Source organism: Streptomyces sp. NBC_00846, from assembly GCF_045207325.1.
Taxonomy (GTDB): Bacteria; Actinomycetota; Actinomycetes; order Streptomycetales; family Streptomycetaceae; genus Streptomyces.
The window spans coordinates 7,687,952-7,700,580 of the sequence record NZ_CP108846.1 but is presented as its reverse complement, the minus strand read 5'-3'; the positions used below and the strand labels follow the sequence as shown (position 1 = coordinate 7,700,580).

The following is a 12,629-nucleotide window of genomic DNA, read 5'->3' as shown; positions in this document are numbered from 1 at the left end:
TGCGCAGATCCGGCTTCGCGGGCTTGTGCGGCCGCCTCGGCCGTATCCGGATCCGAATGCGCTGCATCGTTGTCACCCCTTCGGGAGGCGGAGCCGGAAGAGCGTCCGGATTCCACGATCGTTCCCGGCGGTGTCATCGCCGCAGCACCAAGGGGGCCAGGAGCACGAGGCCGAACGGGCCGTACCGGGGAGGGACCGATCGGCCCATGGCCAGGGTCGGCCCGGAAGGGTGAGCGCCGATGCGAAGTCATCGCGAAGCGGCGTCCGCTAGGTGCCCCGGTACAGGCGCTCAAGATCAACAAGCATGACCTCGCCACGCGCATGCGCCGCATGCAACTCGGGGCTGAACCCCGAAGCGCCGTAGAGAGCCAGGCGGACGCGGCTGACATCCTCACGGGAGCCGAGTCCGTCCAGGATGCGCCGCAGACGTTGCAAATGGTGGATGTCAATGCCGGTATGCCATCGTGCGAGCCCCACCGACAGAAGGGGGCCGCTCATGTGACCTTCCCGTCCGCGGACCACGACCTCGGCATCGAGTCCGGCCGTAGCCGACGGGTCGGCGAGGGAGCCGTACGACGCCGTGACGTGCTCGGCACCGACGGTGGCCGGGTCGGCGAAGCAGGCCGCCCACTCCCTGCAGACCTGGGCGAACCGGGGTTCGGCGACGAGAGAGTTGAAATCCGTTCGCGCGTCTTCCCACACCGTCTCGGCCTCGCTCTGCTCAAGAGCGGCCCTGCGCGGCCGCGCCACGGCGTACTCGAACGCGAGGAGCGAGTCCGCGATGCTGTGACGCGTGATCCCCGGCTGCAGTCCGTCCGCCTGCGATTGGAGCACACCGTGGTCACGGAGGAGGACAAGTGCGCGCAAGGCATCAGTGAGTTGCTGTCCCAGGAAGGTGGCTATTTCGCCGTGGGTCGTGCAGCCCTTGGCCAGGGCGGCGAGTACGGAGTGACAAGCCCCGTGACTCCAGGGCCCGATTTCCTCGTCAAGGAGGTGGCGAGCCTCGTGGAACAGCGGGGTGCACGGATTCAGGACGGTGCGGCAGGCCCAGGCATCGAAGTCGTCACGATCGACGGGAACGTCGTCGCCCACGTAGTCGTACCGGTAGGCGGGCGTCCCGCCTACGACCGTGTAGACGAGGAAGGCGAGCCTCGGGTCGTCGATGCCCCACAGTTGTGCCGCCCTGCGGAAGTTCAGGGGCTGGATGTCGAGCTTCAGAGCGGCGAGGGCGTGCAACGGCGAAGACTGTGCGAACAGCCGGGTCATGACCGGTGCGGTCTCACCACCGAGCAGCAATCGCGCACGGTTTTCCAGGGGCGGTCGGTTGAGGTGCCGGAGTGCGCCGTGGATGACGGACGGCAAGGCTGGGCTCGCCGCGACGAGGTCGGGGAACGAGTCGATGATGACGGGCAGTGGCCTGGCGTCGCCCAGCGCCAGCAAGGCATCGATTCCTTCCTTCCAGTCACGCCAGTGGCTGGGCTGTGCGACCTGCCGGTATCGCGCATACTCCTCGCCCACCCTGCGCAAGGACTCGGCTTCGGTGGCTTCCTGTCCGCAGAAATAGAACCCTCCCGTGGCTCGTGCCACCGACTCCAGCAGCAGCGTCTTGCCCTGGCGGGGCCGCCCCATGACGACGCCCAGGCCCGTTCCCGGATGTGGATCGGTCGAGAATGACATCAAGGCTGCCCATTCGTCCTCCCTGTCGAAGAGGCGATCGGGCTTGGCTGGGCGTTCAGGGTCCACGATCGAGGTTCGTTGCTGTCCGTGTACGGCATTCACGCCATGCACCTCCGGAACCAGCTGGCGGCTACTCCATTCTCGGGCTCGCGGTCGTCAGGCGCGCGCTGTGCCGACCGTCGTCGTCACGACGGACCGCACGGAATCCGCACGGGGTCACCCCAGCGGCAGACGGAACCAACGTTGCTCCCCCGCGGCCATGGTCACCAGCCGCTCGCCGGGCAGACACACGGGCAGAGGGGCATTGAGTCGCGAATGGGGCACGCGAATCCCCACCCGGCCCGGAAGGAGCCGCACGCGGATGTCCCGGTGCCCGCGGTAACAGAACGTGAACGAGCAGCGAGGCACCTCCCGGAGCGCGCTGGGGTCGATGCGGAGTCCGTCCGGGCCTGCTTCCAGACCCGCGACACCTCTTTCGATGAGATCGAGAGTGCCGGCCATGGCACCGAGGTGGATACCTTCGCCGGTGGTGCCGCCCTGAATGTCCGCCACGTCGCTGAGCAGGGCTTCCTCGCAGTACCGCCAGGCATCCGGACCTTCCTCGCGGGCGAGGACCCATCCGTGAACGACACTGCTGAGGGTCGATCCGTGACTGGTACGAGTGTCACCCTCGGACTCCAGGATCCGGTCGAGGCGGCGGATGTCGCAGTAGCGGGAGCGGTAGGCGTCCCAGTCCAGTTCTGCCAGTTCGCCATAACCCTCGAACTGGCTGATGACACCGCCGTGGAACGGCACGTACACCCGGCGGGAGATGTCCTCCCAGCGATTCAGCGTCTCGTCGTCCAGCCCGAGTTGTTCAGCCAGCTCCCGCCGCCGGGCCGCAGGCAGCCCGTTGAACAGCTCCAGTGCGCGTGCGAGCGCCCAGGCCGCGGTCACGTTGGTGTACGCGTTGTCGTCGATCCCGGAAGCAGCGGCCTCGGGGTAGGCGTCGTGGTATTCGTCGGGGCCGACGACACCGCGGATGCGGTAGCGGTCGCGATCGGTGTCGTACGTGGCCACGGCGTCCCAGTAGCCGGCGATGTCGAGCAACAGCTCTGCCCCTGGGCCTTGGACGAACCCGGTGTCGCCGGTGCTGTGCCCGTACCGCCACACATTCCAGGCGATGGCCGATCCGACATGGTGCTGCAAGTGCGAGTGGTCGGTCAGCCAGCGGCCCGATCGGGGGTTGAGATGCAGCGTTTGCGTCTCCTCAGCGCCTGAACTACCGCTCTGCCAGGGGAACATCGCTCCTCGAAAGCCCGCCCGCCGGGCTGCGGTACGGGCCGAGGGCAGGCGACGGTGCCGGTACATGAGAAGGCTCCGCGCCACTTCCGGGAAGTGCAGGGTGATGTAGGGCAGCACGAACAACTCGTCCCAGAAGACATGCCCTCGGTACTCCTCACCGCAGGCCCCTGGCCGGCACTCCGACGTCCAGCTCGGCCGTGTGCGGGGAAAGCGTCTGTAGGACGTGGAAGAGATGGAGCCGAAGGATGCGGCCCGATTCGCCAGGCAACTTCAGTTCACCCTGGCTCCACAGACGTTCCCAAGCGACGCGGTGGGAAGCGAGCAGGGCCGCGAACGCCGCCGTGTGTGATACATGCTCGACGGCAAGCGAGAGGGGCTCACTCAGCGGGCGGTCCTGGGATGTGTACAACGCGGCGCATTTCACGACGGCGGCAGAATGCCCGCGGGAGACCGGCAGCCTGAATTTCTGGACCGTTCCGGTCTCCGTGCAACTCGTCCCCACTGCGACGAGGGGCCGCGACGACGTTCTGACTGCGATGGCGATCCGGATGTGGGACGAACGGGTCCGGCAGGACAGCCAGGCCACGCCGTCCGCTTCGACTCCGGCACAGTGGCCGGTGAGATGGCGTCCGTTCAGACCGCGGTAACGCTCGACACCGGCGTTGGTGACGTTGCCGTCGATGATGGACTCGACTTCGATGGCCCCGCTCCAGCCGTACCCACGGAACGTGGTCCGCTGGGCGGCGAGATACGGGTCGCCCATGTGGACGAGCCTCGTGTGGGTGACACCGATTCGGCGGCCGAGGCCGTCCTGGAAGAACAAGCGACGAGTGAGAATGCCGCCCCTCAGATCGAGAGAGACGCTGTAGCGCCGCAGACTCGGGTCATCGGGCGTGAGCCACTCCCCTGCCGGTCCGTCGTCCGGCAGGCAGCGGTAACGCAGGCGCGACCAGTCGGGCAGATTGACCATCTCCTCGTTACCGACCCGCTTTCCTGCGACGTCCGAGAAGGGCCGGTTGGAACACCCGGCTGCGTAAGTCCCTGGATAGTGGACCGTGTCGGCAGGCAACTCGGGCGCGGCCCCCCGGGTGGCGAACCTGCCATTGCCGAGTGTGCACAGGGCCTCGATCGTCCGCTCCCTCTTGGGGTCGTAGCCGCTGAAGTCCCAGGTCCATGCCGTGCTCATGACCACTCTCCGCAGCAATCCACGATCGCAGGGTCATGGTCCGGCCACCTGGCGTCCCGGCCATGGGCACACCGGTGCGGTTCAGCGTCCGGAGCCGGGGACCGGCCATCGACGAGCGGGCCGGCAGGGCGGCGAAGCCGTGCTTCCGCACCGGCATGAGCACCGTCGACGACCACCGCGTCGAAGGGGTTGGTGCCCAGCGTTTTCATGAACACGCGTTCCTTTCTTCCCCGGCGGCAATCGCCCTTCGTCCACAGTGAGCCCGTTTCCCGTACGAGTGAGTCGGTCAGGGGCCCCGCGGCGTGCTCTTCAGGCACGGGCGGCATGACAAGGCGCCGGATCGACAGGCCCGGCGGACCCCTCGATGGCGGTGGGTCCCGGACCGGTCCTGCTCATGGTCTTCACGCCCCCTGGGCTTACGGCTGAGCCGGGGCGATGATCTCGGTGTGCTGCGATCCCCCCAGCGCCACCTTGAGGGCACCGGTGTCCCCGGCACGGGAGAACACCTCGTAGGCCTCCTCCATCTGTCCCAGTTCGAAGCGGTGGGTGATCAATGGGGCCGAAGGCAGCCGCCCGGCGGCCATCATGCGCAGCAACATGGGCGTCGAGTACGTGTCGACCAGCCCCGTCGTGATGGTGACGTTCTTGGCCCACAGGTCTTCGAGGTGCAGCGTGGACGACGTGCCATGGACGCCGATGTTCGCGACACGGCCTCCGGGCCGGACCATGCGGGTGCACATCTCGAAGGCTTCGGGCACGCCGACGGCTTCGATGACGACGTCGGCACCGAGCCCCTCGGTGAGGTCCTCGACGAGTTGTTCGGGTTCCTCGGCCGCGCTCGCTGTCGCATCCGCGCCCAGGGAGCGCGCGGCGGCCAGCCGGGATTCGGCGAGGTCGACGGCGATGACACGTCCCGGGCTGTAGAGGCCCGCGCCGACGATGGCGGCGAGCCCGATGGGGCCGGCTCCGACCACGACGACGGTGTCGCCGGGCCGTACGCCGCCGTTCAGCACACCGACCTCGTAGGCGGTCGGGAAGATGTCGGCAAGCAGCACGCCGTCATAGCTGTCGACAGAAGCCGGCAAGGAGTGCACGGACAGGTCGGCAAAGGGCACCCGTACGTATTCGGCCTGGGTGCCGTCGATGGTGTGGCCGAGCACCCAGCCGCCACCGCCACGGCACTGCCCGTAGTGGCCCTCACGGCAGAAGCGGCACCGGCCACACGCGGATATGCACGAGATCAGTACACGGTCGCCGGGGCGGATCGTACGGACGTCGGCCCCGGCCTCGACCACGGTACCGACGGCTTCGTGCCCCAGCACCCGGCCGGGAGCCACCTCGGGCACGTCGCCCTTGAGAATGTGCAGGTCGGTACCGCAGATGGTGACGACGTCGACGCGGATGACGGCGTCGGCAGCGTCCTTGACCGAGGGGTCCGGGACGTCCTGCCATGCGGTCTGCCCCGGGCCCTGGAATACGAGTGCCTTCACGACCTCGCCCCTCTCCTCTGTCTCCTCCGGTGAGGTTCCCCTCATGCTGACCCGGCACGGGCCCGCCCCGCATGGGCCGGTCGGTCCCCGCCGAGGCCTGTCGGGCCCATCCCGCCCCGGGGCCGGGGGTGTGATGGTGAAGACGGCTGGCTGCCACCCACCGAAGAAGGGAGCGGCGATGTCCGAGGCAGAACCACACCCGGCCGCACCCGCGTCAAGACCCGCGCTGCTGCGCTTCCTCGGCGGCGTCCGGACCGTCACCGGCAGCAAGTTCCTCATCGAGAGCGACCATGCCCGGATCCTCCTTGACTGCGGCCTCTTCCAAGGCGTCGCGGACCTGCGCCGCCGCAACTGGGCGAAGCTGCCGTGTGACGCCTCGTCCATTCACGCCGTGGTCATCACCCATGCCCACCTGGACCACTGCGGCTATCTGCCCCGACTGGTTCGACACGGCTTCCGGGGACCGATCCTGACGAGCGCCCACACCGCCCGGCTCGCCGAAATCGTGCTCCGTGACAGCGCGCGCCTCCAGATGGAGGCGGCCCATCACGCCAACGAACACGGCTGGTCCAAACACCGGCCCGCCAGACCGCTCTACGACGAAACCGACGTCGATACCACCGTCAGGTTCTTCGACCCCGTCCCGGTCGGCAGCGAAGTCGAGATCATGGCCGGCACCCGGCTCACACTGCACCGCGGTGGACACATCCTCGGCTCGGCCTGGGCCCACCTGACCCTTGAGGACGGCCACACTCTCGCCGCCAGCGGCGACCTCGGCCGCCCCGGCCACCCACTGCTGCTGCCGGCGCAACCGTTCACCGGCGCCGACGTGCTACTGACGGAGTCGACGTACGGCGACCGTCGTCACGAACCCGAGAAAGCCCAGGCCGAATTCACAGCCGTACTCACCCGTACCCTTGCGCGCGGCGGTACCGCCGTCATCCCCGCCTTCGCGATCGACCGCACCGAGGTCGTCCTCCACGAACTCGCCGGGCTGCGCCACAACGGGATCCTGCCGCAGTCCGTTCCCGTCTATGTGGACAGTCCCATGGCTCTGGCCGCACTCGACGTCTATCGCGACGCGCTGCGTGCCCATTCCTCCGAGATCCGGCCCGAGATTCTCGCCCGAGGCGAACAAGCGATCAGCCCTGCCCCGTTCCTGGCCGCCCGGACCGTCCAGGAGTCCATCGACATCAACAGCACGCCCGGTCCCGCCGTCATCGTTTCCTCGGCCGGCATGGCCACCGGCGGCCGGGTCCTGCACCACCTCCACCGGCTCCTGCCCAATCCACGCAATGCCGTCGTCATCGTCGGTTTCGCAGTCACCGGCACCAGGGCCCGCGACCTCGTCGACGGTGCCCACACACTCAAGATGTTCGGCGAATACGTACCCGTACGCGCGGAGGTGGCCGACCTCCCGCACTTCTCGGCACACGCCGATGCCGACCAGATCATGGACTGGCTGCGCGGCGCCCCCGCACCGCGCACGACCTATGTGGTCCACGGCGAGGAGTCGTCGTCCGATGCCCTGCGGGACCGGATCGACCGAGAGCTGAGCTGGACAGCGGTCGTACCCAGACCCGGAGAGGCCGTCCTGGTCCGCTGACCGACGCCGGGCAGCGTGCGCGATCTGACACCACGAGGCTCTCTCGCAGCTCGTTCCCCCCAGTGCGAGGCTGCGAGTGAGGGACGGGAGGCACACCATGAACTCCATGGAGTCTCCGCTCGTCGCGGATTCGACGCCATGGCCGCATCGGACCTGCTCACCCCCACATCGGCAGTCGGCCGCTCACCCGCACCCATCGAGGAACCTGCCATGACCTCCGCCCGGTACACCGTCGACGACGTCATGACGAAGAACGTCATCGCCATCACCCGTGACACGGAATTCAAGGAGATCGCCGCCTGCATGAAACAGTGGAAGGTCACCGCCGTGCCCGTCATCGAAGGCGAGGGCCACGTCGTCGGCGTCGTCTCCGAAGCCGATCTGCTCCCCAAGGAGGAATTCCACGGGCACAGGATTGGCTTGATCGAGCAGATGTACCGACCGGTGGACACCACCAAGGCCGGCGCGGTCCGGGCCGAGGAACTGATGACGAGCCCCGCCATCACGGTGAACCCTGACGTGCCCCTCCCGCAGGCCGCCCGGCTGATGGCCGACCAGCGCGTCAAGCGCCTCCCGGTCGTCGACGCCGACGGCAACCTCAAGGGCATCGTCAGTCGCGCCGATCTCCTCAAGATCTTCCTGCGTCCCGACGACGACCTCGCCGCAGAAATACGCCACGAGGTCGTCGACCGGCTGTTCCCCGCCCCGCACCAAAACGTGAAGGTCAGCGTCACTCGCGGTGTGGCCACACTCACCGGTCGGATCCACGACGCCACCCTCATTCCCGTCGCCGCCCGCCTCGCTCAATCCGTGGAAGGCGTCGTCAACGTGGACTGCCGGCTCGAAAGCCAGGCATCCGCCTAGACCTCGGTGGTCCGGCATCCGCCTGGACAGGGAACGGATGTGGCCCTGCCGAGGGGCCATCCGGATCCGAGCGAGGGACGAACGGCCCATACGTGCAGGGCGGCAATCCGCTTCATGCTGAAGCCATCGACCATTCCCGACTCCCCGGGAGACCCACGATGCTCACGAGAGCGCTCGACGACACCACACTGGCCGACCTCGTCGCCGATGCCACCGCCGCCCCGTCGATGCACAACGCCCAGCCCTGGCAGTTCCGCTACACCCGCGCCGGCCGCACCCTCACGCTCCGGGCGGACTTCGAGCGCGCCATGCCGGAGGCCGACCCCGCCACCCGCGCACTGCACGTGGGCTGCGGCGCGGCCCTGTTGAATCTGCGGGTGTCCGCCGCCCACCATGGCCTGGAGGCGGTCACCATGCTGCTGCCCGAACCGTCGGACCCGGCCGTACTGGCCACCGTCCGGTTCGGCGTCCGCCCCCACGTTCCGCGGGAATCCGCGGATGAAGCGCTCGCCGCTCTCAACCCCGCGATCCGGGACCGGCACACCAGCCGCTACCCGTTCGACGAACGGGTGGTCCCCGAAGACGTCCGCGCAGGCCTCGCCGGCGCGGCCCGTACCGAGGGCGCGGACTTCGAGTTCCTGACCCCGATCCATCTGGAGACCGTGCTCGAACTGGTCCGGGACGCCGAGGGATACGACCGCGGGGACCCGGCACGGGAGGCGGAGCAGGAGCACTGGACCCGGAACACGAAGACCGAGGCGCCCGTCGACGGAATCCCCGACTACGCCTTCGGCCCCCGCGACGCCTCCGAACACGCCACCACCCGCGACTTCGCGGGAACCCGGGTCATACCCGGGCGACCGCCCCACGGACTGGCTGCACGCCGGTCAGGCCCTGGAACGCGTACTACTCACCGCCACGCTCCACCAGGTGTCCACCTCGTTCGCGACCCAGCCCCTCGAATGGCCCGACCTGCGATGGATCCTGCGCGACCCGGTCTACGGCACGGGACACCCGCAGATGATCATCCGTCTGGGATACGGGCCGAGCGGCCCACGTACACCGCGACGTCCCCTGGACCAGGTACTCACCATCGAACCGTAGAAACCCGCACCGTATGCATCGAGACAGGCAGCCACCCGCACAGGAAAGGCGGTGGGAGCGATGCAGCTCCCGATAGTCGTCGGAGTGGACGGATCGGAGGGCAGTCTCCGTGCCCTGGACTGGGCTGCGGCGGAAGCGGCCCGCTCACGGCGCCCCCTGCGCGTCGTCCACGCGTCGCTGTGGGAGCGCTACGAAGGCATGCGTCCCACCTTTGACACCGAGCGTCCGGCCGAGCAGGTCCTCGCCGAGCATCTCGTCGCGTCCGCACAGGAACGTGCGCAACGCCTCCATGCGGAGGTGAGCGTGGTCGCCGACGTGCAGCCCGAAGACCCGGTGAACGCGCTGGTGCGCGAGAGCCATGAGGCAGCCCTGGTCGCCGTCGGCTCCCGCGGCCGCGGCCCGATCGCCGGGATGCTCCTGGGGTCCGTCAGCCTCGCCCTCGCGGGCCGGTCCCACTGCCCGGTTGTCGTGATCCCGGCGACCGCACCGAACGCTCAGCCGAAGCCGGGCCGCATCGTCGTCGGAATCGGCGACGCCGCAGGACCGTCGGCAGCCGCCCGTTTCGCACTCGCCCAGGCGACATCGCGCCACGGCGAGCTGATCGCCGTACGCGCCTGGCGCTGCCCCGCCCACGAAGCTGCGGATCATCCGCTCCTCGCGGGCTCGCCAGCCTCCACACACCGCCAACAGGCCGAGGAACATCTCGAAGACGTCCTGGCAGTACTGGAGCGGAACGAATCCGATGCCGTTGTCCACCGATCCGTGCTGCAGGGACCCTTGCATCAGGTACTGATCGAAGAGGCCGAGGGCGCAGAGCTTCTGGTCGTCGGTGCGCGCCATGCCGGCGGCCGCCACGGGCTGCGCCCCGGTCCTGTGAATCACGCGGTGTTGCACTATGCTCCCTGCCCCGTCGCCGTCGTCCCGGAAACCCGCTGAGCGCGGCCGCGACACCGGCCCTCAAGGGGTGCCTTTGATCAAGGGTGGGGAACGAGGACGACCGGGCAGTGCGCGTGGTGCGGGACAGTATGCGTCACGCGGCCGAGTGGAGAGCCAATGGAGTGGGAACGCCGACGGGATCCGATGACAATCACGTCAGCGTCGGCGTGCCACCAGCACCTCAGAGACGGATCCGGCACGAACTACGTGCTTGGTCACCGTAAGGTCCGGGAACTCCTTGCGTACAGGCTCGACGAGCCGGGCAGTCGCTGTCGCCTGATCCGCGGTGAGCCGGCCCACACCATCCAACATCGTCGCCATGCTGCCGACGTTCTCAAGGAAGACCGATGCGCTGAGCACCCGCAGCGAGATGCCCTCCCGCTGATTGAGTGTTGTCCATGCTCTCTCCTCGAAGTCCTGCGTCCAAGGCACAGCGAGCGCCGATCTGCTACCGGTTCTCCGGAACTGCTCGGACAGCTCGGCCTCCACCTCGTCCCACTCCTTCTCCCACCCCACGTACCTGATGCGGTCCACCAGCTTCGTGAAGAATTTCCACACTGCGATAAAAAGTCCCGTCGCCGCTGTGAAGGTCCCTGCTGCAGTCATCCATGCAGATGCAACGGCCTCACCTGGCGTTGGGGTCCCCTGCTGGTGATCACGCCTTGAGCAGTGGTCCAGCCGTCGGGCACCGACCAGCAACCGGCGCAGCCGACTGTAGCCAGATGACCACAGACCGGAGTTGCGGCGTGCTTTGAGAACCCACAGGCTGTAACTGACAGGTGACCTTGATGACGCAAAGAGGTGATCAGGTTGCAGGACCACTCGCGCCCGGTCAACCCCTCGAAACATGGGTGCGGGTGACGCGTGCCGCCTCAAGGGCCGGTACCCCGGTGAGTCCAGTCGCGGTACTCCAACGACCGCCCCAGCACGGGACTCAGACAGACGGAACCGGCTTCACGTCCCAGTCGAACTCCGGACCAAGCGCCCGGAGTACTTCTTTGCGGCACACGCTGCGGACTCCCCTCTCGCTCAGTGGTGCCCGTTGACCGTCTGGCCCGAAGTGGCCCACGTGGTCGAAGCGTATGGCCACCGGTTGCCCCAGCCCACCACCCACCACAGGGAGCCACAGCATATGGATGGAAAGCACAAGATACTCGCTGCACTGACCGGAACTGCGCTGGCAGCCGGACTCACTGGTCTGGCCCTCGGGCCCACCGCCACCACACCTGCTCACTCCCCAACCCTGCGCGCCGCCGCCCGGCCCTCTGGGATGTCGGTCGTGGAGTGGAACCGTGAGCTCATCACCGTCCTGAGCGATCCGAAGGCCCAACCGCCCACCATCCACCCCACGCGCAGCTTCGCGCTCCTTCAGGCGGCCGAGTACGACGCGGTGGTATCGGTCACCCGGGCCGGCCCTGCCTACTTGTTCTCGGTGTCGGCGCCGCGAGGCGCCCGTGCAGACGCCGCAGCAGACCAAGCAGCCCACGATGTGCTGGTGGCCCTGTACCCGGCCAAGCGCGCAAGCGTGGACCGACGGCTGAGCAGCCAGTTGTCCGCGATTCCCAACGGCCCCGGCAAGCAGGCGGGCATTCGCGTGGGAGCCGAGGTCGCCCGCCGGCTGATCAGCCTGCGATCCCATGATGGGTCCTCGACCAAGCCGCCGCCGTTCAGTCCCCGCAACGTGGCCGGCGGCTACCGGCCCACACCGCCCGACTTCCCCACACCGGTGTTCACCAACTGGGGCTCGGTCAAGCCGTTCGTGCTTGCCAAAGGAAGCCAGTTCCGCCCGGCGCCGCCGCCGGCCGTCAGCACCGCCGAGTACGCCACAGCCTTGAATGAGGTCAAGAGCCTGGGGAGAAAGACCAGTACCACCCGCACCCCCGATCAGACCGCAGCCGGGAAGTTCTGGGCGGCAGCGCCCGTCTGGAACGTCTGGAATCAGATCGCGCAGGGCCTCGTCACCTCCCAGCACGCAAGCCTGGAGAAGGCGGTGAAGGTCTTCGCCCAGCTCAACCTGTCCCTCGCCGACACCGCGATCGCGATGTACGACGCCAAGTACACCTACCGCGTATGGCGCCCCGTGACCGCCCTCCGGCTGGGTGGTACGCACTACAACCCGCGCATCGTTGGCGATCCCAACTGGACCCCCCTGCTGCCGACCGCCCCGGATCCGTCCTACCCCGCCGCCCACGGCGCTCTCAGCCAGGCGGCGGCAACGACGCTCACCAGGTTCTACGGTGCGCAGCACCACCTCGTGGTGACGTCGAAGGGCGTCACCCGAACCTTCGCCAGTTTCCAACGCGTCGCCACCGAAGCGTGGCTCAGCCGGATATGGTCCGGCCAGCACACCTCCATCGACAACCGGGCAGGCCAGCAACTCGGCACGCAGGTCGCCGATTTCGTGGCGCAACACATCTGAGAGGGCAGTAAGTAACGTGCTGCCCGTTTCGCGCTTGCAGCTGGAGCTGTCGGGCTGGTGGTG

At 68.1% G+C, this 12,629-nt stretch carries 10 protein-coding genes and 1 pseudogene; 5 read left to right on the top strand and 6 right to left on the bottom strand.

Features of this window, described 5'->3' with window-relative positions; translation table 11 throughout:
- Positions 1 to 267 precede the first annotated feature (267 nt).
- From OG936_RS35425 to OG936_RS35415, 3 genes and pseudogenes are all read right to left on the bottom strand, one after another.
- On the bottom strand, positions 268 to 1,677 hold the full coding sequence (locus OG936_RS35425) for an ATP-binding protein (protein WP_406499904.1): 1,410 nt from the start codon (positions 1,675 to 1,677) through the stop codon (positions 268 to 270).
- A 216-nt stretch (positions 1,678 to 1,893) separates the two neighbouring features.
- Positions 1,894 to 4,147: pseudogene (locus OG936_RS35420) on the bottom strand (glycoside hydrolase family 65 protein).
- 416 nt (positions 4,148 to 4,563) lie between these two features.
- A complete protein-coding gene (locus tag OG936_RS35415) occupies positions 4,564 to 5,637 on the bottom strand; it encodes a zinc-dependent alcohol dehydrogenase family protein (protein ID WP_406499903.1) in 1,074 nt (357 codons plus the stop codon).
- Positions 5,638 to 5,815: 178 nt separating this feature from the next.
- Here OG936_RS35415 and OG936_RS35410 point away from each other — a divergent pair, with 178 nt between their 5' ends.
- Both OG936_RS35410 and OG936_RS35405 read left to right on the top strand, forming a co-directional pair.
- Positions 5,816 to 7,243, top strand: coding sequence for an MBL fold metallo-hydrolase RNA specificity domain-containing protein (locus tag OG936_RS35410; RefSeq protein WP_406499902.1), 1,428 nt, complete (start codon positions 5,816 to 5,818; stop codon positions 7,241 to 7,243).
- Between the two features lie 210 nt (positions 7,244 to 7,453).
- A complete protein-coding gene (locus tag OG936_RS35405) occupies positions 7,454 to 8,107 on the top strand; it encodes a CBS domain-containing protein (protein ID WP_406499901.1) in 654 nt (217 codons plus the stop codon).
- Here OG936_RS35405 and OG936_RS35400 read toward each other — a convergent pair.
- Positions 8,104 to 8,760 (bottom strand): hypothetical protein, encoded by a 657-nt coding sequence (locus tag OG936_RS35400; RefSeq protein WP_406499900.1) that lies wholly within the window; start codon positions 8,758 to 8,760, stop codon positions 8,104 to 8,106. The genes OG936_RS35405 and OG936_RS35400 overlap by 4 nt on opposite strands.
- 277 nt (positions 8,761 to 9,037) lie before the next feature.
- Between OG936_RS35400 and OG936_RS35395 the strand changes: the two genes are divergently transcribed.
- Together OG936_RS35395 and OG936_RS35390 are read left to right on the top strand one after the other, a co-directional pair.
- Complete coding sequence (locus OG936_RS35395) at positions 9,038 to 9,211, top strand: hypothetical protein (RefSeq protein WP_406499899.1); 174 nt, start codon at positions 9,038 to 9,040, stop codon at positions 9,209 to 9,211.
- A gap of 114 nt (positions 9,212 to 9,325) precedes the next feature.
- On the top strand, positions 9,326 to 10,147 hold the full coding sequence (locus OG936_RS35390; protein WP_406500753.1) for a universal stress protein: 822 nt from the start codon (positions 9,326 to 9,328) through the stop codon (positions 10,145 to 10,147).
- Between the two features lie 38 nt (positions 10,148 to 10,185).
- Here OG936_RS35390 and OG936_RS35385 read toward each other — a convergent pair whose 3' ends face one another.
- Positions 10,186 to 10,302, bottom strand: coding sequence for a universal stress protein (locus tag OG936_RS35385; RefSeq protein WP_406499898.1), 117 nt, complete (start codon positions 10,300 to 10,302; stop codon positions 10,186 to 10,188).
- 1 nt (position 10,303) lies between these two features.
- Positions 10,304 to 10,753: a hypothetical protein gene (locus OG936_RS35380; RefSeq protein WP_406499897.1), complete on the bottom strand. Its 450-nt coding sequence runs from the start codon at positions 10,751 to 10,753 to the stop codon at positions 10,304 to 10,306.
- 436 nt (positions 10,754 to 11,189) lie between these two features.
- Here OG936_RS35380 and OG936_RS35375 point away from each other — a divergent pair, with 436 nt between their 5' ends.
- Complete coding sequence (locus OG936_RS35375) at positions 11,190 to 12,566, top strand: vanadium-dependent haloperoxidase (protein ID WP_406499896.1); 1,377 nt, start codon at positions 11,190 to 11,192, stop codon at positions 12,564 to 12,566.
- Positions 12,567 to 12,629: the final 63 nt, after the last annotated feature.